The sequence below is a fragment of the Nocardia sp. FBN12 genome, assembly GCF_050320175.1.
Taxonomy (GTDB): domain Bacteria; phylum Actinomycetota; class Actinomycetes; order Mycobacteriales; family Mycobacteriaceae; genus Nocardia.
In genome coordinates this window covers 5,038,275-5,058,634 of the sequence record NZ_CP190048.1, presented here as the reverse complement: position 1 = coordinate 5,058,634, position 20,360 = coordinate 5,038,275, and the positions used below count along the sequence as shown (strand labels likewise).

The window sequence follows — 20,360 nt, the reverse complement described above, 5'->3', positions numbered from 1 at the left end:
TGCACTCCCAACAGAAATCCCGCCCCGCCCCGCGCGTGTTAACCCGGGCTGACAACTCCAGCACCCCTGCTGATCAGCCCTCGACAGCGAAGGTAGCTGCGTAGCGGTCTACGTATGGTCTACCCGATAGCGTGGCAATTTCCCGCATCAGCAGATCTGTTGCCGTTCTGACCTGGGCATGATGATCTGCTGCGGGATAGTGCCGCGGGGGGTGGACGGTGATGCGTACCTTGGTGAAACGCAACAGTTTCCGACCGCGAGGGTTCATGCGATCGGTACCGTCCAGGACCACGGGCACCACCGGTGCCCCGGTGGCCATGGCAACGCGCAGCGCCCCGGTGCGACCACGATAGACCCTGCCATCCCGTGAGCGTGTGCCCTCCGGGTGAATTGCCCAGACACCGCCGCCATCGAGGATTCCGGTGGCCGCGGCGAGCGCGTCGGTGGCCGCGTCACCGCCGGTTCGGTCCACCGGCACCTGGTTCGCGGCGGTAAAGAACCAGCGCTTGCACCGCCCCCGCAATCCGGTGCCCGAGAAATACTCCTGTTTCGCGAGGAAGGTGAGCGGCCGTGGAATCACCAGGGCCAGGTAGAGCGAGTCGACGACGGCCAGGTGGTTGGCCGCGATGATCACCGGGCCGGTGCGGGGAATGTGTTCGAGTCCTTCGACATGTGGGCGTCCGAGCAGGCGCAGCACCGGGCCGATGAGGACGTATTTGCACAGCAGATACCACATGGGCAACCCTTCGTAGACAGTGTCTACCGAAGATTAGTAGACAGTGTCTACGGATGCCACGGATGGCCGTACCGACGGTGCGTGCAGAATTGCGGGATGCCTGATTCGTTGCGCGAGCGCTTGATCGACGTCGGCGTCGACCTGCTCGAAACCGACGGGTTCGGCGCACTCGGACTACGGGCGATCGCGCGGGCCGCCGGTGTCTCGCACGGCGCGCCGCGACGGTGGTTTCCCACGCACGCGGCGCTGCTCGCGGCGATCGCCGCGCGTGGATTCGGGGAGCTGATCGAGCGGTTCGCGGCCCTTGCCACCATCGATGACCCGCGGGAGCGGTTGCGCCGGATGGCCGTCGACTATGTGGATTTCGCGGTGTCGCGGCCGGAGATGTTCACGCTGATGTTTCGCCACGATCTGCTCGTCGGCTCCGGTGCGAACCTGCGGGCGACAACGCAACCGCTGTACGGGCAGGTGGTCGAGCTGGTCGCGGCGGTGGCGCCGGAGTCGGCGCCGCAGCGGGCCCTTGCCCTGTGGACGAATGTGCACGGATTGGCGACGATCGCCGTCAACCGGACGCTGGAAATCGTTGCGCCCGATCAGGATCCGCGGGTGCTCGTGGACCGGATCGTCCGCGAGCACCTCGCGGGGCTCAGCGGGTGAGCTCGGCCAGTGTCGTGACGAAGCGGTCGAGGTCGTCCGGGCTGACGAAGTAGTGCGGCGAGGCGCGCAGGATGGCGGGCAGGGTGCGCTCGGACATGTCGAGCAGGGTGGAGCCCGCGTGGCTCACGGTGACGGTGATCGCGTGCTCGGCGAGGCGATCGCGCAGCCGTTCGGGATCGTAGCCGTCGACGGTGAACGAGACGATGCCGCTGTGCTCGGTGCCGAGGTCGCGCACGGTCACGCCGGGTAGCTCGGGCAGGGTTTTGCGCAGGTACGCGGCGCGGGTGGCGACGGCCGCGTAGACCTCGCCGGGGCCCTGTTCGAGCAGGTAGTCGACGGCGGCTCCGAGGCCGAGGCGGGCGGCCACGCCGCATTCCCAGAATTCGAAACGGGAAGCGTCGTCGGCGAGGCGGTATTCGCCGGGGCTCACCCATTGCGCGCTGTGCAGGTCGAGGCGGGCCGGTTCCATCGTCTTGGCCAATTCGGAACGGACGTAAAGGAATCCGGTACCGCGGGGCCCGCGCAACCATTTGCGGCCGGTGCTCGACATGGCGTCGACCCCGAGTTCGGTGACGTCGATGGGCAGCTGGCCGGTCGATTGGCAGGCGTCGAGCAGCACCAGCGCACCGGCTTCGTGGGCGATTCTGGTGGTCTCGGCGACCGGGTTCACGAGACCGCCGTTGGTCGGCGCGTGCTGGAGCGAGACCAGCCGCACGCGGTCGTCGAGCATATCGGCGAGCGCGTCGGTGTCGAGGCGTCCGGTGTCGTCGCTGGGAATGCGCTCGACCACCGCGCCCGTGTGCTTGGCCCGCTGTAGCGCGGCGATCGCGTTGCTGGCGTAATCGGCACCCGAGATGAGGATTCGGTCGCCGGGACGCAGCGGGACCGAGTACGCGAAATCGGCCCATGACCGGGACGCGCTGTCGCTGAGCGCGATGGTGTCCGGGGTGGCGCCGATCAGGGTGGCGATCGAGGATTTCACCTTCGCCAGATCGTCGAGACGTTCGTTAGCGGCACGGTAGCCACCGATCTCGGCTTCGCGGTGCAGGTGGGCGATCATCGTGTCGAGGACGACCTGAGGGGGCAGCGATGATCCGGCGCTGTCGAGGAAGATCTGACCGTTGGCAAGTCCTGAGGTGGCGGCTCTGATCGCGGCGAGGTCAAGCATGGTGACGACGATAGCGCCCCGATTCGTTCCCCTTTTCGTCACTTTTTCTGTCGGTGGTCCTCGCTACTCTGGAATGAGCGAAACGCAGGTTCCCCGGCAGCACACAGCACGTGGAGGTTGGTATGGCGGTCACCCTGGAGCGGTCATCGTGGCCAGATTATGCCCCCGACCAGGGCGAACTATCGTCAAGGGCGGCTGCGGAGGCCTATGTCGGCGGGGTCTGTTTCAAGCTCGGACCACCTGCGCTGATCGGCGCCGAACTGGAGTGGCTCACCGCCGGGCCCACCGGTTCCCGCCCCTCGCTCGACCAGCTGGCCGCGGCCCTCGGGCCGCACGCACCCACCTCCATCACTGCCGATTCCGCCGCGATTCCCCTGCCCGGCGGGAGCCTGGTCACCATCGAACCCGGTGGTCAGATAGAACTTTCCAGCGCACCGTTCGCCGATCCGGCCGCGCTGACCCAGCATCTGCGCGCTGATGCAGCCCGTTTGCGGGACTTGCTCGCCGCCCGAGAGATCAGCATCTTCGCCGCCGCCGCCGATGCGGGCCGTCCCGCCGAGCGCCTGCTCCGATTGCCCCGTTACGCCGCGATGGAACGCCATTTCGGCGGTGTCGGCCCGTTCGGCGCGCTGATGATGTGCAATACCGCCGCCACGCAGGTCAGCGTGGACGCGGGCGCCGATGCCGCCGAAGTACGGGCCCGCTGGACGGCGCTCTACGTCCTCGGCCCCACTCTGATCGCGGCGTTCGCCTGCTCACCGCGTCTGCACGGCGTTCCGCGCGGCGAGTGGGCCTCGCAGCGAATGCGCACCTGGTTGCGCCTCGACCCCGCCCGCACCAGACCTCCGGTGGCGGACTGGGCCGACCCGATCACCTCCTATGCGCACTGGGCGCTCGATGTGCCGCTGCTGTGCGTGCGCTGCACCGACATCGACGCCGACTGGTCGCCACCCCCCGGTGCCACGTTCGCCGATTGGTTGTCCGGCGCGCTCGACGACGAGGTCGGCCGCCGCCCCACCCGCGCCGACCTGGACTACCACCTGACCACGTTGTTTCCTCCGGTTCGAGCCTCCGGTCACCTGGAAGTCCGCTACCTCGACACCCAGCCCGGTGCGGCGTGGACCACCCCGATCCACCTCTTCGACGCGCTGCTGTCGACCCCGTCCGTCGTCGCCGAGGCAACAGCGCTCGCCGCGCCCACCGCGGGGGAGTGGCTGACGTCGGCCCGGTGCGGACTGCTCGACCCGCAATTGCGCCGCGCGGCCGTGGAGGTGCTGGATCTGGCCGCCGCCCATGCGCGAACACCCTCTGCTGCTGCGGAATTGGCAGCCGCCGCGCGCCGATGTCGGTCCGGTCGCAGTCCGCTCGCCGAGGTCGAATCGGCCAGCGATGGTTCTGGTGGGCCGCGATGACGTTGTCGCCGACCGCGTGTCTCGGGGACGAAACCGCTGATCGCTTGTCCGGCAGCAACGGTTGTGGGCCGGCGAGGGGCTCGTTCGGGTACGCCGACGGTTGCGCGCCCGCCGAGGTGAACCGCGCGCCTATGTGTTGTCACCGGCGACTTGTCCGCGCGGGTGAGTCACCTGCAGGTGCCGTCGATTCAGCTTCCGCCGTCTCGTCTGAAATCGTTGTCTACCAGTCTGTTTCGGAGATCTCGTGACTCTTTCCGCCCCCGCCGACCACAGTGATCGTGACCGCACGCGCGCCCGGATCGCTGAGGTCTTGCAGCGCGCTCGTCGCCGCACTGCCTTGCTCACCGACAGTGTGGACGAGGCCGATCTCGTCGCGCAGCATTCGCCGTTGATGTCGCCGCTGGTGTGGGATCTGGCGCATATCGGGAACCAGGAAGAGCTGTGGCTGGTACGTGATGTCGGTGGGCGCGAGGCGGTGCGTGCCGATATCGACGAGCTCTACGACGCGTTCAAACACGCCAGATCGAACCGGCCCGCGCTGCCGCTGCTCGACCCCGAGCAGGCGCGCGGTTATGTGGGCTCGGTGCGCGAAAAGGTACTCGACGTTCTCGATTCCAGTGACTTTTCCGGTAATCCGCTGGTGGACAAGGGTTTTGCCTTCGGTATGATCGCCCAGCACGAGCAGCAGCACGACGAGACGATGCTCGCCACCCATCAGTTACGGATCGGCGCGCCGGTGCTGTCGGCTCCGCCCGCGCCTGTTTCGCGGGTGCCGGTCAGTGGCGAAATCGTCATTCCGGCAGGCGAATTCCTGATGGGCACCTCGGCGGATCCGTGGGCGCTGGACAATGAACAACCGGCCCATCCGGTGCATGTCGACGGCTTCGCCATCGCTGTCGCTCCGGTGACCAACGGGCAGTTCCTCGCGTTCATCGGCGATGGCGGCTACGACCGTCCCGAGCTGTGGTCGGAGCGTGGTTGGGCGCACCGGCAGGAGGCGGGGTTGGTCGCGCCGCAGTTCTGGGAGCGCGACGGTGACGGGTGGACGCGCACGGCCTTCGGCGTCCGCGCTCCACTGCGACTCGATCAACCGGTCGTGCACGTGTGCTGGTTCGAGGCGCAGGCCTACGCTCGCTGGGCAGGGAAGCGATTGCCGACCGAGGCCGAATGGGAGAAGGCAGCCCGATTCGACCCGGAAACCGGAGCGTCGCGGCGCTATCCGTGGGGCGAGGATCAGCCGGACGCGCACCTGGCCAACCTCGGCCAGCAACACCTGGAACCCGCCGAGGTCGGCGCCTATCCGGCCGGTGCGTCGGCCACCGGCGTGCACCAGCTCATCGGCGATGTCTGGGAATGGTGCTCATCGGGTTTCGAGGCCTACCCCGGCTTCCGCGCCTTCCCCTATCGCGAGTACTCGGAGGTCTTCTTCGGCGGCGACTATCGCATCCTGCGCGGCGGCTCGTTCGGCACCGACGAGGTCGCCTGCCGCGCCACGTTCCGCAACTGGGACCACCCGATCCGCCGTCAGATCTTCGCCGGGTTCCGCCTGGCCAGAGATCTGCGTGCGGACGAACTCTGATGTGCAGGCACCTCGGCTATGTCGGCCCGCCGGTGGGGGTCGGCGAGCTGGTGCTGCGCGGCCCACACTCGCTCTACGCCCAGTCCTGGGCGCCTACCGACATGCGCGCGGGCGGCACCATCAACGCCGACGGCTTCGGCGTCGCCTGGTGGCGCCGAGCTGATGTCGGCATGGAAGGTGCCCGCGACGCGGTAACCCGCTATCGCAATCACGCCCCGATCTGGACCGACCCCGCCGTTGCCGAAGTCCTCGGTCAACTCGAATCCCGCTCGGTGATCGCCGCCGTCCGTTCGGCCACCGTGGGAATGCCGGTAGAGCGCTCCGCCTGCGCCCCCTTCACCGACGAACACTGGGCCTTCAGCCACAACGGCGTCATTCCCGACTGGCGAAACACTCTCGTCGCCGTCCTCGCCGACCTGAACGAGGTCTTCGCCGCCGGACCGTCGTATGCGCAGCCGGCGAACATGTCCGCGTCGCCGGTTCTCGGTGACACCTTCGTTCCCGCTGAGTCGGTCACGGACGAGATACCCACCGCCACCACGCTGGATCTCGATGCATTGCCCGGCGCCGCAGTGCTGTTCGATTCGCCTGCTGTGCTGTTACAGGCTGAGTCGCTCACTGATTCCGCCGCACTGTGGGTGCTGCTGCGCGGCCTGCTCGGGGCGATCGCCCCCGCGGGTCCGGTCACCTCGCCGGACCAGGCCCTGCAACTTCTGGTTGCGGCCGTGCTGCGGCACCAACCCAGCGCCCGGGTGAACTTGTTGCTCGGCAACGGGGTCCAGCTGTGGGCCACGACCTGCTGGCATGCGCTGTCGGTGCTGGTCGCCGACGATTACACCGTGCTGTGCTCCGAACCCTACGACGCCGACCCGCGCTGGCAACCCGTCGACGACCACCAGTTGGTCACCGCCACGCCCGGCCACTGCACCATCACCGCTCTCGAACTCCCCGCCACCGAAAGGGTCCGTTCATGACCGCGCCGCTGCTGGACATCCACCTCACCGACGACGATCTCACCGCGGCCTTGCGCACCGACGCCCGCACCGGCCTCACCTCCACCCCGAAATCCTTGCCGCCCAAGTGGTTCTACGACGCGCGCGGCAGCGAACTCTTCGAGCAGATCACCGAACTCCCCGAGTACTACCCGACCCGCACCGAACGGGCCCTGCTCGAGCGGGTCGTCGGCGAGATCGCCGCGGCCGCCCACGCCGAGGTGCTGGTGGAGCTCGGCTCGGGTTCGGCCGCAAAGACCCGTCTGCTGCTGGATGCTCTCACCGCCGAAGGTTCGCTGAAAACCTATGTACCGCAGGATGTCTCCGCCTCGGCACTGCGCGGTGCGGCCGACGAGATAGCGGCCGAATACCCGAACCTGTCCGTGCACGGAGTGGTCAGCGACTTCACCGACACCCTCCACAACCTGCCCCGCGGCGGCCGTCGCATGATCGCCTTCCTCGGCGGCACCATCGGCAACCTGGTCCCCACCGAGCGCGCCGAATTCCTGGCAGGCATCAACGAAGTCCTCGAACCCGGCGAACTACTCCTCCTCGGCGCGGGCCTGGTCATCGATCCCGCGATCCTGGTCCCCGCCTACGACGACGCCGCAGGCGTCACCGCCGAATTCAACCGCAACGTCCTGCACGTCCTCAACACCCGCCTCGACGCCGACTTCGTGGCAGAGAAGTTCGACCACGTCGCCCTCTGGGACCCCGAGAACGAGTGGATCGAAATGCGCCTGCGAGCCACCGAGGCAATGACCGCCACCGTCAAAGCCCTCGGCCTCACTGTCGACTTCGCCGCAGGCGAGGAGATGCGCACCGAGATATCCGCCAAATTCCGACCGGAATCCCTGTCCACCGAACTGGACACCGCAGGCTTCACCCCCACCCACACCTGGACCGACCCCGACGACCGCTTCATTCTGACCTTGGCCGAACGCCGCTGATCAAGGGGCAGGTAACCGGACCTACGGCGTAGGTCCGGTTACAGGTCGAGCTCGTCGGCGAGGTATTCGCCGCTGGTCAGGTTCTCATCACCCTCGAGGTCCTTTTCGACGCTCTCCTCGCCGTTGACGGCGTCGTCGTCGAAGAGGTCGCCGTCGACGGCGGTGTCGCCGCGCACTCCCATCGCGCCTTCCTCGGCGGGGCGTTCGTCTTCCTCCATGGCCTCGTGGCGGGAGCCGCCCTCAGACCATTCCTCGGCGACTTCCTCGTTGATACCGAGGAAGCCGTCAGCGTCGGCTTCGTGGTTGCGGATCACGTGGTCGGCGGGCGGGTCTTCGACGTAGCGCTCGTATTCGACGATGTCGTCGGCTTGATCGTCGTCGCCCATGTCCATGTCCAACGGTTCACGGCTCATGGTTTCCAGTATCGGCCTCCATCGGCCGTCCGTCACGAGCCACGCTCGCACGGCCTACGGGCGTCGGCCGCTCGTGTCCTCCGGGACGCCCTCGAGGACGGCAGCGAACCATTCGACGAGCGGGCGCAGGTCGTTCCAGGCGCGGCGGATCTCGGTCGCGGCGACCGGAGTGGTGAGCCAGTCCGGGGCGCCGAAGTCGCGGTGCACGGTGAGTGACTTGTGGCGCAGCAGGTCGATGCGGGGATGGTCGATCGGGTAGCCCTTCGGCTTGGTTTTGAGCTTGTCGCCGCCGAGGGCGAAGCCGGCTGCCGTCGTCGCGGCCAGGATCTTTTCCAGTTCCGCGCCGCGCACGTCGTCGTCGATGGTGGCCCGCAGGACAGCCAAGGCAGTGGGTGAGGGCCGGAAGCAACCGCCCGCGATGAACAACCCCGCCGCCCCGATCTGCACGTACCAGCCGACGCCCGGCGATACCCCGGCCACCGCACCCTGATGCGTCTTGTAGGGCAGCTTGTCGGCGGAGAACCGCACATCACGGTAGGGCCGAAAGATCTTGGCCTGTCCGAATTCCGCCGCGAGTTCGGCGGTGAGTGCGGTCATGGGGGCGCGCACGGCTTCGTCGTAGATGTGTTTGTGCGCGTTCCAGAAGGCCTTCGAATTGTCGGCCTCGAGGTCTTCGTAGAAGTCGAGTCCGGCGAGCGGGAATCCGGTGAAAGCGTCCATCGGTGCGGCGATTCTCAGTTCTGTTCGGGGATCAGAGGTCCAGCTACCGCCTACCAGTATCGCCCTCCGACGCTCAAACACCGCCGATCAGTGCCACGAACACGAGCACCAGAACCGCGGCCAGCGCCGCGACCACCCCGTTGGCGGTCGCCGCCCACTTGCCCATCGACTCACCCTTGGCATGCCCGACCAGCCCGAGCACGACTCCCGTCGGCGCGGTCACCAGTACCGGCAGCCCGCACAGCATGGCCCCACCGAGCAGCGAGGCCGCGACACAACAGAAACTGACGATCGACCACACGGGCGTGTTGTCCTGATAGCCATAACCCGGCGGCAGCGGCGCCGGGACCTGCCCGGGGTACTGCGGCGCACCGTAGGGCGCCCGTCCAGGCGGCGGATAGCCATAAGCGGGATATATCGGCGAGGCATTGCCGACAGCGGGATAGCCGGGCGCGGGAAACATCGGCCCCGGCGGCGGCGGCGGATACGGCGGAAGCTCGACAGCCGGACCAGGATTCGCGCCCCCACCCCAAGGCTGCTGTGCCGCCGCCGGCGGCGGCGGATAAGGCACCGCATCATCGGCGGGCACCGGCCTCGCGATCCCACCCCACGGCTCCCCACCCGAGGAATCCGGCGCATCCTGCACCCGGTCTTTCCCCAACTCGACCGGCCGTTCCGATTCGCTACTCACAATCCCCCCTCACGTCCCGGACTACAGGACCACCATGCCCGAAGACCAGCCGCCGCGCCACGTCCGAAGACAAAGCGCACCGACTGGTCTCGAGAGAACATGGGTAACTCACGGGGTACGAGCTAACCCTCCACCAATGGAGGCTTGCCGCGTCCCCAATTCACCCGCACCTAGGTCTGGCCAAAAGACCCGGAGAGGCGGAACAGCTCAAGCGTTGCCGTTGAACAAGCCCGTGACCGAGCCGTTCTCGAAGACCTCGCGGATGGTGCGGGCCAGCAGCGGCGCGATCGACAGCACCGTCAGCGTCGGGAACTTCTTGTCCTCGCTGATCGGCAGCGTGTTGGTGATGACGACTTCCCTGGCACCACAGTTGGCCAGACGCTCGGCGGCCGGATCGCTGAGCACACCGTGGGTGGCCGCGATGATGACGTCGCCCGCGCCCGCTTCCTTGAGGACCTTCACCGCGCCGGCGATGGTGCCACCGGTGTCGATCATGTCGTCGATCAGCACGCAGGTGCGGCCTTCCACGTCACCGACGACGCGGTTGGACTTCACCTGGTTGGGCACCAGCGGGTCGCGGGTCTTGTGGATGAAGGACAGCGGCGTGCCACCCAGCGCGTCGGCCCACTTCTCGGCGACCTTCACGCGGCCGGCGTCGGGGGAGACGACGGCGAGGTTGTCGGTGGAGTAGTTGGTGCGGATGTAGTCCGAGAGCTGCACCAGCGCGTGCATGTGATCGACGGGGCCGTCGAAGAAGCCCTGGATCTGGTCGGTGTGCAGGTCGACGCTGATAATGCGATCGGCGCCCGCGGTCTTGAGCAGGTCGGCGACCAGGCGGGCCGAAATCGGCTCGCGGCCGCGGTGCTTCTTGTCCTGGCGCGCGTACGGGTAGAACGGCAGCACCGCGGTGATCCGCTTGGCCGAACCGCGCTTGAGCGCGTCGATCATGATGAGCTGTTCCATCAGCCACTGGTTCAGCGGCGCGGGGAAGCTCTGCAGCACGAAGGCGTCCGAACCGCGGACCGACTCCTCGAACCGGACGAAGATCTCGCCGTTGGCGAAGTCCGTCGCGGTCTGCGGCGTGATGTCGACATCGAGTTCCTTGGCGACCTGCTCGGCCAGCTCAGGATGTGACCGGCCGGCGAAGAGCATCAAGTTCTTCTGGTTGTCGATCGAGAACGCGGTCACTGCTGGTTGCCATCCTTTTGCTCGATTGTCTTCGAAGACGTCTCGTCTGCCGCGATGGCTTCCGCCGCCGCGCGCGCCGCAGCGGTTCCTGGACGGTAGCGCTGCACCCAGTTTTCAATAGTGCGCTGTGGCCCACCCGACACAGCAAGTGCACCCGGTGGAACGCTTCTGCGCAGTACAGTACCCGCACCCGTATATGCCCCGTCACCCACCGTTACCGGTGCGATAAACATGGTGTCGCTACCTGTTCGCACATGGGAACCAACCACGGTGTGGTGCTTGTTCACTCCGTCATAGTTCACAAAAACACTGGAAGCGCCGATGTTGCTGTACTCGCCGATGGTCGCGTCGCCGACATAGGTCAGGTGCGGAACCTTCGAGTGCGCGCCGATCGAGGCGTTCTTGGTTTCGACGAACGCGCCGAGCTTGCCTTCCTCGCCGACAACCGTGCCCGGCCGCAGATAGCTGAACGGCCCGATGGTGGCGCCCTCGCCGATCTCGGCGCGCTCGCCGTGGGTGCGGATCACGCTCGCGCCCTCGCCGACGAACACGTCGGTGAGCGTGGTGTCCGGCCCGATCTCGGCGTCCTCACCGATGTGGGTCTCGCCGAAGAGCTGGGTGCCCGGCCGCAGCACGGCGTCGCGTCCGATGCGCACGCTCGCGTCGATCCAGGTCGTCGCGGGGTCGATGATGGTGACGCCCGCGCGCATGTGCCGTTCGAGAATGTAGCGATTGAGAGTGGCGCCCGCCTGCGAGAGCTGCACCCGGTCGTTCACGCCGGTGACCTTGTTCGAATCGATCAGCCGCGCGCCGTGCACGGGATGGCCGGCCTCGCGGGCCAGCCGCAGCACATCGGTGAGGTAGAGCTCGTGCTGGGCGTTGGCGGTGGACAGCCGCCCGATCATGGTGCGCAGTACCGACGCGTCGAAGGCGTAGACGCCGGAGTTGACCTCTTTGATCTTGGCCTGCACGGGCGTCGCGTCGGCGTGCTCCACGATCTCGGCGACCTGACCGTCGTCGTCGCGCACGATCCGGCCGTAGCCGTTGGCGTCGTCGGGCACGAAGGTCAGGACGGTGACGGCGGGCCGGTCGGCGTAGCTGCGGTGCTCGTCGAGCAGCGCGGAGAGGGTGTGCCCGTCGAGCAGCGGCACGTCGGCCGAGGTGACGAGAAGGTCGCCGTCGAAGTCCGCGGGGATCGAACCCAGTGCGCACTGCACCGCGTGTCCGGTTCCGAGCTGCTGCTCCTGCACCGCGCACACGATCTCGCGGCCGAGTTCCTTACCCACGTCCGCCACGGCGGCGCCGACCTTCTCGCGGTCGTGCCCGACAACGGTGATCAGGTGGGTCGGATCGATCTCGACGGCGGCGTGCAGCGCGTGCGAGAGCATCGACCGGCCTGCCAACGGGTGCAGCACTTTCGGAGTCTTCGACCGCATTCGCGTCCCAGCACCTGCTGCGAGAACGACGACGGCGGTCTGCGGTGGCATGGATCTCCCTCGGCTGCCTGTCAGCGAGTGCTGTGGCGGGTTCGGTCGGTAGATGGTGCGGGCCGACGATACGTCACTGTGTGTCCGTGTGCTCCGCCGCCAGGACTCGAACCTGAACTATCTGAACCAAAATCAGAGGTGCTGCCATTACACTACGGCGGATCGCCACACCAGTGGGCCGGGTAAGCCCACCACTGTGCTACGGCACGGCATGATCCTCGCACACGATCCCGCCCTCCGGCGAATCTAGTGTGTGCCTGTCGCGCCCGAGCTCGGATGACGTTGTTAGCCTTCTGGAACGCACGTACTGATTCTCGTGAGTCGAAACGCGGAGAGGCGGGGGAACGCATGTCGTCTGGTGAGCCAGGGCGAACAACGAGGCCCAGGATGACCGGTACGCAGCGCAGGCAGCAACTGATCGAGATCGGTCGCGCGTTGTTCGCCGAGCGTGGGTATGACGCGACATCGATCGAGGAGATCGCGCAGCGCGCGCAGGTGTCCAAGCCGGTGGTCTATGAGCATTTCGGCGGCAAGGAAGGCCTCTACGCGGTGGTCGTCGATCGCGAGATGTCGATGCTGCTGGAGATGATCACCTCCTCGCTCACCCAGAATCGTTCCCGGGTGCGGTTGGAGCAGGTCGCGCTGGCCCTGCTCACCTACATCGAGGAGCGCACCGACGGCTTTCGCATCCTGGTCCGCGACCAGCCCGCGAACAACGCCGACGGCCGCTACTCGAGCCTGCTCAACGAGGCCGTCAGAGAGGTCGCGCACATCCTGGCCGGCGATTTCGGCCGTCGCGATTTCGACACCAGCCTCGCTCCGCTCTACGCCCAGGCACTGGTCGGCATGGTCTCGACCACCGCCACCTGGTGGCTCGACGAGCGCACCCCGCCCAAAGAGGTGGTCGCGGCGCACCTGGTCAACCTGTGTTGGAACGGTTTGAGTCATTTGGAAGCCGAACCGGGTCTCAGCTCCGAATGGAATACGGGGACTACGCCGACAATCGGTGGGGTAACCGGACGTTAGCGCACGCAGTGTGGACCGAATCCATGATTCGGCTGCCACTTTGCCGCCTGGTGGTACGGTTCACCCATCCTTTTGGGTGCTGCCGGGCGGTATGTCGAGCAAATTTCGGGATGTCGGTCTACTTCAGGATGGCTGGATTATTGGATGACAGGCGGATCTGATGGCTAGGCAAGCACGCGCGGAGATCACCCGCGACTCCGTCCTTGCTGGCGCTGCCGATGTCTTTCTCCGTTTGGGGTACGCCAACGCGAGCCTCAGCGAAATCATCGCGCAGTCCAATGTGACCAAGGGCGCCTTGTACTTTCACTTCGGCTCCAAGGAGGAGCTGGCCAGGGCGGTGGTCGATCAGGGCAACGAGCGCCTGACCGGATCCTGTCAGGGCTTCTTCGATTCCCGGGTGCCCGCGCTCGAGGCGGCCGTCGGGATCACCTATGTGGTGGCCGACCTGTCGATGAACGATCCGATGGTCGGTGCGATGCTCAAGCTCACCCACCAGATCGGTGACTATCGCGGTGCGCAGGGCGACAATATCGCCAAGACCTGGGGCGAGACCTACCGTTTGCTGTCGGAGCGGGCCATCGCCCAGGGTGATCTGATCGCCGACCTCGATCCGGAGGTCGTCGGTGTGCTGCTCCAGGAACTGACCGCGGGCGTGCACATCGTCGCGGTCGGCACCGAGTCGATGGAGCAGATGGCGGCGCGGATGGAACGGGCCTGGTACTTCCTGCTGCCCTCGCTGGTGCCGCCGGAGAAGCTGTCGTACTTCCGGGAGTTCGCCGCGCGCAGGCTGCGTCGCTACGTCGTCTAGGTCAGACGCTGCGGTCGGTGGCGAGCACCGCCCGCACGTCGGTGTCGGCCCCGGTCGGCGTGATCCGGACTTCGTCGCGGCCGAACGCGTGCAGTAGCAGCTCCGACGGCGGTCCAGTGAGCACCACCCCGGCGCCGTCACCGCGATGTGCGGTGATCGTGGCGCCCTGCGGCGTCGCGAGGACGACCGGAACCGGCGACTTGCGGTAGGCCGCGCGGGCGACGGCGCGCAGCGCGCTCCACAGGCGATCTTCGTCGCGCGCCGCCAATTGCCTTGGCTCCCAGCCCGGTTCGGACCTGCGGACGTCTTCGTGGTGGACGAACATCTCGCTGAGATTGGCCACCGCGTCGACCGGGCGCAGCGGCGACCACCAGGGCGGACCGGTGCGCACCAGCTCGAGCAGTTCGGCGAACGGTCGCTGCGCGATCTGCGCCTGCTTCGCGTCGAGGTAGCCGGCCATCGGCCGGAAGACGATGCCGATCGACGCGTCGGGCCTGCGCTCGCGGACCACCAGGTGGGCGGCGAGGTCGTGCACCGTCCAGGTGCCGCACAGGGTCGGCGCGGCAGGGCCGGCCTCGGTCATTGTCGCCACGAGGGCGAGGCGTTCACGTCGAGCCAGACTCACGCCTCGACCTTACGCGCGTCGCGACGTTCAGCACCGAGCGATCTCATCCGGCGGTGCGTTTCAGCCGCCGTTCATCCACTGTCGCTTCAGGTTCCAATGGTTGGCCCACCACGCCTGTTCCGCCGCGGGGTCCGAGCCCGCCGCCGGGGGTGGCGATTCTCCTGGGAACAGCCCCGCCGGACCAGGGGCGCCGACCTTTGTCGGTGTCGGAGCCTCGCTCGGCGCGACCGCTTCCGGTGAACTCGGTGGCGCGGAGGGGTCTGTGGGGCCGGCCCCAGGTGCTGGAACCCAAGTGGGCGGTTCTGGATCGCGAGGCGCGGTGGTGGCGGGGGCCGCAGCGGTCGAGGGCGGCGCCGGAGCAGCGGCTGCGGGTGGGCCGTGGTTCGGCGCGGGTGCCAGGGGTGGGGCGGGCTGATCCGGTGATCGCGGCGAGCCCGCGGGCGAGGTCGGAAGCCGGGCCTCGACGGATGGCGGCGCCGAGGACGACGGTGGCGAAAGGCTGGTCGTGTCCGCCGAACCCGCGGTCATGGTCGGCGCGCTGTCGTCCAGTACCTGTGACACCGCGAATCCGGACACCCCGAGGAAGGCCGCGAGTGCCGCCGCGGCCAGCAGTAGCCGCTTGGGGCGCCCGGGAGCGCGCGGAGGTTCGGTGTATTGCTGTCGTACCTGGTCGGCGGCGATCAGCGCGGCTCCGCGCGCCGTTGCCTGCCCGAAGTCCGGCACGAGAACGACGCGTGCGGTGAGTTCGTAGCGCAACGCGCCCGCGATCTCGGGATCGGCCGCTGATGTACCGCAGAGGGCAACCACGTCGGGACGCGTCGGGATCGACTCCAGCATCGAGCGCACATGACCGATCGTCTCGGCCATCGCGTCGGCATCGAACGCTGCCAGGGAGCCCTCGTCCGAGGTGCCGTCGGCGAGTCCAGTGGTCCAGGTCCGCGATGCCAGGACTTGCCGGCGATCCGGCCCGGCCACTACGGCGGTCGCGGTGCGATCAGCGAGGTTCAGCAGCACAACGGTCCCGAACTCGTCGAGTTCCGGCATGGCGCCGACCAGTGCGAACAGTGCCGATCGGGTCGAAACCAGCGACGATGCCCGCCACTGCCCGTCCGCCAGCTGTGACACGATCCGCTGCCGGTCCTCCGCCGTGTGATAGGCCACCGCGACGTCGGCGATGACCGGTGCTGACGCGGTGAGCGCGTCGAGCGCGCCGACGATCGAGCCGCCGTCTTCGACACGCTGCTCGACTGTCCGCAGGACCTCGGACTGTCTTCCCGATCCGCTGGACAGGAGTATCCCCCGGACGACAGTGCGTTCCGCTGATATTCCGACCGTGGTCGTCATGGATCACCTACTCGATAGATCTATAGCTTTCTGGGATTCGTGGCGAGCGCGTTCGGCGACTGGTCGATATTCCAACTGTGATGTCTCTCATAGGTCACCTACCGCCCCTGCGGCAGCTCGCACTCCGGGGTCAGCCGCGGACCAACCCCCCGGAATCACTCATCTAGACTCCGAGACGGCTACCTCGCCCATCCCGACTGCGCATTCAGGAGCGAACAATGTCCTCCCTTCGTCCTCCGCTCGCCGGTCTGGCCGAAGTGGTCGCGGGTGATGCCGCGCTGCGGATGGTCACCGACCTGGTCGGCAAGTCCGGGGTGGAGTTGGTCGCGCCGTCGGCTGTGCGGCCGTTCGTCGCCGCGACGATCGCCGATCAGCGCCCCTTGGTGGTGGTGACCGCGACCGGTCGTGAGGCCGACGATCTGACCGTGGAGCTCACCGAGATGCTCGGCCCGTCGGTGGCGATGTTCCCGTCCTGGGAGACCCTGCCGCACGAACGCCTCTCGCCCGGCCCCGACACGGTGGGCCGCAGGCTCGAGGTGCTGCGCCGGCTCGCTCACCCGGAAGATCCTGTTTATCCCGATCCGCTCCGGGTCGTGGTCACCACGGTGCGTTCGCTGATGCAGCCCATGACGGCCGGTCTCGGCGATATCGAGCCGGTGGTGTTGCGCGTCGGCGGTGAGTCCGATTTCGACGAATTGCTCGCTCGCCTGGTCGAATTCGCGTATACCCGGGTTGACATGGTCGGCAAGCGCGGTGAGTTCGCGGTGCGTGGCGGGATCCTCGATCTGTTCGCGCCGACCGCGGATCATCCGGTGCGCGTGGAGTTCTGGGGCGACGAGGTCACCGAGATCCGCCCGTTCTCGGTCGCCGATCAGCGCTCGCTGAGCGAGAACACCGTCGACTTGGTGGTCGCGCCCCCGTGTCGTGAACTCCTGCTCACCGCTCCGGTGCGCGAACGTGCCGCCGCCGTCGCCGCCGACAACGAGGCCGATGCGTCCCTGGTCGAGATGCTGGACAAGATCGCCGATGGCATTCCGGTCGACGGTATGGAGGCGCTGCTGCCGGTCCTCGCGCCGGGCAAGCTCAGCCTGCTCACCGAGGCACTGCCTGCCGGTGCCCAGTTGCTGCTGTGCGATCCGGAGAAGATCCGTACGCGCGCAGCCGATCTCGTGCGCACCGGCGAGGAATTCCTCGAAGCCTCCTGGACCGCGGCGTCTTTCGGTAGCGACGCTCCGCTGGGTGCCAACGGCCTCGATCTGGCCGCTTCCGGTTACCGCAGCCTGCCCGAATTGCACACCAGCGCGGACGAACTCGGCCTGCCCTGGTGGACGCTGAGCCCGCTCAGCTCCGGCGATCCGATCGAGGTGAACCTGCCGGTGCAGGCCGGACCCACCGCGCGCGGGTCCGAGGAACTGGTCGCCACCATCTTCGCGTCGCTGCGCGCGCACGTCGCCACCGGTGGCCGCGCGGTCGTCGTGGTCACCGGCCACGGCACGGCCCAACGCGTGCTGGAGCGGCTCGGCGAGGCCGAAGTACCCGCCGCGCTGCTGGCCTCCGGGGCTGCCCCGGAGCCGGGAGTCGTCGGCGTGCTGTGTGGATCGCTGCACGACGGCCTGATCTTCGACGACGCCGGACTGGTTGTCGTCGCCGAATCCGATCTCACCGGCAACCGGGTCACCGCGCCCACCGAGGGCAAACGGCTGCCCGCCAAGCGCCGCAACCAGGTCGACCCGCTCGCGCTGGCCTCGGGCGACATGGTGGTGCACGACCAGCACGGCATCGGCCGGTTCGTCGAGATGATCGAGCGCACCATCGGCGGCGCGCGCCGCGAGTACCTGGTGATCGAATACGCGCCGAGCAAGCGCGGTCAGCCCGGCGACCGCCTGTTCGTGCCGATGGAATCGCTCGACCAGCTCTCCCGCTATGTCGGTGGCGAACTGCCGAGCCTGTCCAAGCTCGGCGGCTCCGACTGGGCGAACACGAAACGTAAGGCGCGCAAGGCCGTTCGCGAGATCGCCGGCGAGCTGGTGCAGCTCTACGCCGCGCGGCAGGCCGCGCCCGGTCATGCCTTCGCCCCGGACACCCCGTGGCAGCAGGAGATGGAGGACGCGTTCGCGTTCACCGAGACCGTCGACCAGATGACCGCCATCACCGACGTGAAGTCGGACATGGAGAAGGCGGTGCCGATGGACCGCGTGGTCTGCGGCGACGTGGGCTACGGCAAGACCGAGATCGCCGTGCGCGCCGCGTTCAAGGCGGTGCAGGACGGCAAGCAGGTCGCCGTGCTCGTGCCGACCACGCTGCTCGCGCAGCAGCACCTGCAGACCTTCACCGAACGCGTCGCGGGCTTCCCGGTGACGGTGCGCGGGCTCTCCCGCTTCACCGATGTCTCTGATTCGAAGGAGATCCTGGCCGGGCTGGCCGACGGCTCGGTCGACATCGTGGTCGGCACGCACCGGCTGCTGCAGACCGGTGTGCGCTGGAAGGACCTCGGCCTGGTGGTGGTCGACGAGGAACAGCGCTTCGGTGTGGAGCACAAGGAACACATCAAGGCCCTGCGCACCCACGTCGACGTGCTCACCATGTCGGCCACCCCGATCCCGCGCACCCTGGAGATGAGCCTGGCCGGCATCCGCGAGATGTCGACCATTCTCACCCCGCCCGAGGAACGTCATCCGGTGCTCACCTATGTGGGCGCCTACAACGACAAGCAGGTCACCGCCGCCATCCGCCGCGAGCTGATGCGCGACGGCCAGGTGTTCTACGTGCACAACCGGGTGTCCTCGATCGACAAGGCCGCCAAGAAGATTCGCGATCTGGTGCCCGAGGCGCGGGTGGTCGTGGCGCACGGTCAGATGAACGAGGACCAGCTGGAGAAGACCGTGCAGGGCTTCTGGGAGCGCGAGTACGACGTACTCGTCTGCACCACGATCATCGAGACCGGCCTCGACATCTCGAATGCGAACACGTTGATCGTGGAACGTGCCGACTCCCTTGGCCTTTCGCAGCTGCACCAGTTGCGTGGTCGCGTCGGTCGTTCGCGCGAGCGCGGCTACGCATACTTCCTGTACCCGCCGGAGAAGCCGCTCACCGAGACCGCCTACGACCGGCTGGCCACCATCGCGCAGAACTCCGATCTGGGTGCCGGTATGGCCGTGGCGATGAAGGACCTCGAGATCCGTGGCGCGGGCAACGTGCTCGGCGCCGAACAGTCCGGTCACGTCGCCGGTGTCGGCTTCGATCTGTATGTGCGACTGGTAGGCGAGGCGGTGGAGGCCTACCGCGCGGCCGCCGACGGCAAGCCGATCGTCACCGAGGAGAACAAGGAGGTGCGCATCGATCTGCCCGTCGACGCGCACATCCCGCCCGACTACATCGCCAGCGACCGCCTGCGGCTGGAGGCTTACCGCAAACTCGCCGCCGCCCAGGACGATACGGCCCTGTCGGCGGTGATCGAGGAACTCGCCGACCGGTACGGCCCGCTACCGGTGGAGGTCGGCCGACTGGTGTCGGTGGCCAAGCTGCGCCTGCTCGCCCGCGAGTACGACGTGTCCGAGATCGTCGTCACCGGTTCCTCGCTCAAGATCGCGCCGCTGAATCTCCCCGATTCCAAACAGCTTCGGCTCAAGCGGATCTACCCGGCGGCCAATTACCGTCCCGCGAGTGGGCTGATCACGCTGCCGCTGCCGCGGATCACCGACAGCGTCGGTGCCGATCGGGTGCGCGATGTGGCAGTGCTGCAGTTCGTCGCGGATCTACTGCTGGTGCTCGATGGTAAACCCCAAGGGATGGTGGATCTTTCGGTTCCGGTGGAAGCCGTCCGATGAGCCGGGAGATCTCCCAGGAGCAAGCCGACACCGCGGTCGTCGCCGCGGGATTGTCCGACGCCGTCGAGGTGATGGACCGTCTCTGGCACTTCGGCGGTTGGGAACGCACCCAGACCCACGACTCCCTGCGCCCCTACCTCCTCGAGGAGACCTACGAACTCCTCGACGCCATCGGAGCTGGCGACGCCGAAACCATCAAGGAAGAATTGGGCGACCTCCTGCTCCAGGTCCTCTTCCACTCCCGAATCGCCGAACACGCAGGCGAATTCACCGTCGACGACGTCGCGGCAACCCTTGTCGGCAAACTCGTCCACCGCAGCCCCTACCTGACCGACGCCGATTTCTCCTCGGGTACCTCGACGGCCGACAAGATCGCCGCACAGGAAAAGGCTTGGGAAGAGCGCAAATCCGCGGAGAAGTCCCGCCGCTCCTGCCTCGACGGCATCGCCATGGCCCAACCCGCCCTCGCTCTCGCCGAAAAGATCCGTACCCGCAGCGCCGCCGCGGGCCTGCCCGCCGATCTCGTCCCTGACACCCTGCGCGTGGTCGAGCTCGGCGGCCCCGAATCGGCGGAGGAATGCCTCCGCAAAGCGGCCATCGCCTTCGCCACCGCCATCCGCGCCGCCGAAGATGCCGCCGAAGCCGCACGCGGCACCCGGTCCCCGCTCACCCCGGACGACTGGCGCGCCTACTGGCCCGCCGCGCATCGAGACCATCAGTTACCGATGAGCTAACGA

18 protein-coding genes and 1 tRNA gene are annotated in these 20,360 nt (G+C 67.6%); 9 read left to right on the top strand and 10 right to left on the bottom strand.

Annotation, left to right across the window (positions count from 1 at the left end; all coding sequences use genetic code 11):
- Positions 1-73: 73 nt before the first annotated feature.
- Entirely contained in the window at positions 74-736 is a 663-nt protein-coding gene (locus ACQHI0_RS24005) for a lysophospholipid acyltransferase family protein (RefSeq protein ID WP_427904083.1), read from the bottom strand.
- Positions 737-832: 96 nt separating this feature from the next.
- On the opposite strand from ACQHI0_RS24005, the gene ACQHI0_RS24000 reads away from it, so the two are divergent.
- The gene (locus tag ACQHI0_RS24000) at positions 833-1,393 is read left to right on the top strand and encodes a TetR/AcrR family transcriptional regulator (protein ID WP_427904082.1); all 561 of its coding nucleotides are present in this window, start codon (positions 833-835) and stop codon (positions 1,391-1,393) included.
- On the opposite strand, the gene ACQHI0_RS23995 is transcribed toward ACQHI0_RS24000, so the two are convergent.
- Complete coding sequence (locus tag ACQHI0_RS23995) at positions 1,383-2,561, bottom strand: aminotransferase class V-fold PLP-dependent enzyme (protein WP_427904081.1); 1,179 nt, start codon at positions 2,559-2,561, stop codon at positions 1,383-1,385. The two genes, ACQHI0_RS24000 and ACQHI0_RS23995, sit on opposite strands and share 11 nt — an antisense overlap.
- 122 nt (positions 2,562-2,683) lie before the next feature.
- Here ACQHI0_RS23995 and egtA point away from each other — a divergent pair, with 122 nt between their 5' ends.
- The 4 genes from egtA (at position 2,684) to egtD (ending at position 7,494) form a co-directional block, all read left to right on the top strand.
- Complete coding sequence (gene egtA / locus ACQHI0_RS23990; protein ID WP_427904080.1) at positions 2,684-3,973, top strand: ergothioneine biosynthesis glutamate--cysteine ligase EgtA; 1,290 nt, start codon at positions 2,684-2,686, stop codon at positions 3,971-3,973.
- 244 nt (positions 3,974-4,217) lie between these two features.
- A complete protein-coding gene (gene egtB / locus ACQHI0_RS23985; protein WP_427904079.1) occupies positions 4,218-5,552 on the top strand; it encodes an ergothioneine biosynthesis protein EgtB in 1,335 nt (444 codons plus the stop codon).
- Positions 5,552-6,526: a class II glutamine amidotransferase gene (locus tag ACQHI0_RS23980; RefSeq protein ID WP_427904078.1), complete on the top strand. Its 975-nt coding sequence runs from the start codon at positions 5,552-5,554 to the stop codon at positions 6,524-6,526. Before egtB ends, ACQHI0_RS23980 begins: the two co-directional genes overlap by 1 nt.
- Positions 6,523-7,494 carry an L-histidine N(alpha)-methyltransferase gene (gene egtD / locus ACQHI0_RS23975; protein ID WP_427904077.1) on the top strand — a complete coding sequence of 324 codons (972 nt, stop codon included), beginning with the start codon at positions 6,523-6,525 and terminating at the stop codon, positions 7,492-7,494. Before ACQHI0_RS23980 ends, egtD begins: the two co-directional genes overlap by 4 nt.
- Before the next feature lie 38 nt (positions 7,495-7,532).
- On the opposite strand, the gene ACQHI0_RS23970 is transcribed toward egtD, so the two are convergent.
- From ACQHI0_RS23970 to ACQHI0_RS23945, 6 genes are all read right to left on the bottom strand, one after another.
- Positions 7,533-7,907 carry a hypothetical protein gene (locus tag ACQHI0_RS23970; RefSeq protein ID WP_427904076.1) on the bottom strand — a complete coding sequence of 125 codons (375 nt, stop codon included), beginning with the start codon at positions 7,905-7,907 and terminating at the stop codon, positions 7,533-7,535.
- Positions 7,908-7,961: 54 nt separating this feature from the next.
- A complete protein-coding gene (locus tag ACQHI0_RS23965; RefSeq protein WP_427904075.1) occupies positions 7,962-8,627 on the bottom strand; it encodes a DUF2461 domain-containing protein in 666 nt (221 codons plus the stop codon).
- A gap of 73 nt (positions 8,628-8,700) precedes the next feature.
- A complete protein-coding gene (locus ACQHI0_RS23960) occupies positions 8,701-9,318 on the bottom strand; it encodes a hypothetical protein (protein WP_427904074.1) in 618 nt (205 codons plus the stop codon).
- Positions 9,319-9,525: 207 nt separating this feature from the next.
- Positions 9,526-10,506, bottom strand: coding sequence for a ribose-phosphate diphosphokinase (locus ACQHI0_RS23955; protein ID WP_101465805.1), 981 nt, complete (start codon positions 10,504-10,506; stop codon positions 9,526-9,528).
- Positions 10,503-11,993 carry a bifunctional UDP-N-acetylglucosamine diphosphorylase/glucosamine-1-phosphate N-acetyltransferase GlmU gene (gene glmU / locus ACQHI0_RS23950; RefSeq protein ID WP_378940722.1) on the bottom strand — a complete coding sequence of 497 codons (1,491 nt, stop codon included), beginning with the start codon at positions 11,991-11,993 and terminating at the stop codon, positions 10,503-10,505. The genes ACQHI0_RS23955 and glmU overlap by 4 nt, the downstream gene beginning before the upstream one ends.
- Positions 11,994-12,084: 91 nt before the next feature.
- Positions 12,085-12,155 (bottom strand) — tRNA-Gln (locus tag ACQHI0_RS23945).
- Between the two features lie 225 nt (positions 12,156-12,380).
- Here ACQHI0_RS23945 and ACQHI0_RS23940 point away from each other — a divergent pair.
- Both ACQHI0_RS23940 and ACQHI0_RS23935 read left to right on the top strand, forming a co-directional pair.
- Positions 12,381-13,019, top strand: coding sequence for a TetR/AcrR family transcriptional regulator (locus tag ACQHI0_RS23940; protein WP_427904073.1), 639 nt, complete (start codon positions 12,381-12,383; stop codon positions 13,017-13,019).
- 160 nt (positions 13,020-13,179) lie between these two features.
- On the top strand, positions 13,180-13,827 hold the full coding sequence (locus tag ACQHI0_RS23935) for a TetR/AcrR family transcriptional regulator (protein ID WP_358071707.1): 648 nt from the start codon (positions 13,180-13,182) through the stop codon (positions 13,825-13,827).
- A 1-nt stretch (position 13,828) separates the two neighbouring features.
- Here ACQHI0_RS23935 and ACQHI0_RS23930 read toward each other — a convergent pair whose 3' ends face one another.
- Both ACQHI0_RS23930 and ACQHI0_RS23925 read right to left on the bottom strand, forming a co-directional pair.
- Positions 13,829-14,452 (bottom strand): TIGR03085 family metal-binding protein, encoded by a 624-nt coding sequence (locus ACQHI0_RS23930; RefSeq protein ID WP_427904072.1) that lies wholly within the window; start codon positions 14,450-14,452, stop codon positions 13,829-13,831.
- Positions 14,453-14,512: 60 nt separating this feature from the next.
- Positions 14,513-15,796 (bottom strand): hypothetical protein, encoded by a 1,284-nt coding sequence (locus ACQHI0_RS23925; protein ID WP_427904071.1) that lies wholly within the window; start codon positions 15,794-15,796, stop codon positions 14,513-14,515.
- A gap of 218 nt (positions 15,797-16,014) precedes the next feature.
- On the opposite strand from ACQHI0_RS23925, the gene mfd reads away from it, so the two are divergent.
- Positions 16,015-19,623, top strand: coding sequence for a transcription-repair coupling factor (gene mfd, locus ACQHI0_RS23920; protein WP_427904070.1), 3,609 nt, complete (start codon positions 16,015-16,017; stop codon positions 19,621-19,623).
- Positions 19,620-20,357 carry a MazG family protein gene (locus ACQHI0_RS23915; RefSeq protein WP_427904069.1) on the top strand — a complete coding sequence of 246 codons (738 nt, stop codon included), beginning with the start codon at positions 19,620-19,622 and terminating at the stop codon, positions 20,355-20,357. Before mfd ends, ACQHI0_RS23915 begins: the two co-directional genes overlap by 4 nt.
- Positions 20,358-20,360: the final 3 nt, after the last annotated feature.

Coding starts and splice junctions, on each gene's coding strand:
- mfd (WP_427904070.1), top strand. CDS start 16,015: ATGTCCTCCCTTCGTCCTCCGCTCGCCGGTCTGGCCGAAGTGGTCGCG.
- ACQHI0_RS23925 (WP_427904071.1), bottom strand. CDS start 15,796: ATGACGACCACGGTCGGAATATCAGCGGAACGCACTGTCGTCCGGGGG.
- egtD (WP_427904077.1), top strand. CDS start 6,523: ATGACCGCGCCGCTGCTGGACATCCACCTCACCGACGACGATCTCACC.
- ACQHI0_RS23980 (WP_427904078.1), top strand. CDS start 5,552: ATGTGCAGGCACCTCGGCTATGTCGGCCCGCCGGTGGGGGTCGGCGAG.
- ACQHI0_RS23995 (WP_427904081.1), bottom strand. CDS start 2,561: ATGCTTGACCTCGCCGCGATCAGAGCCGCCACCTCAGGACTTGCCAAC.
- ACQHI0_RS24000 (WP_427904082.1), top strand. CDS start 833: ATGCCTGATTCGTTGCGCGAGCGCTTGATCGACGTCGGCGTCGACCTG.
- ACQHI0_RS23915 (WP_427904069.1), top strand. CDS start 19,620: ATGAGCCGGGAGATCTCCCAGGAGCAAGCCGACACCGCGGTCGTCGCC.
- ACQHI0_RS24005 (WP_427904083.1), bottom strand. CDS start 736: ATGTGGTATCTGCTGTGCAAATACGTCCTCATCGGCCCGGTGCTGCGC.
- egtA (WP_427904080.1), top strand. CDS start 2,684: ATGGCGGTCACCCTGGAGCGGTCATCGTGGCCAGATTATGCCCCCGAC.
- glmU (WP_378940722.1), bottom strand. CDS start 11,993: ATGCCACCGCAGACCGCCGTCGTCGTTCTCGCAGCAGGTGCTGGGACG.
- ACQHI0_RS23935 (WP_358071707.1), top strand. CDS start 13,180: ATGGCTAGGCAAGCACGCGCGGAGATCACCCGCGACTCCGTCCTTGCT.
- ACQHI0_RS23940 (WP_427904073.1), top strand. CDS start 12,381: ATGACCGGTACGCAGCGCAGGCAGCAACTGATCGAGATCGGTCGCGCG.
- ACQHI0_RS23965 (WP_427904075.1), bottom strand. CDS start 8,627: ATGGACGCTTTCACCGGATTCCCGCTCGCCGGACTCGACTTCTACGAA.
- ACQHI0_RS23970 (WP_427904076.1), bottom strand. CDS start 7,907: ATGAGCCGTGAACCGTTGGACATGGACATGGGCGACGACGATCAAGCC.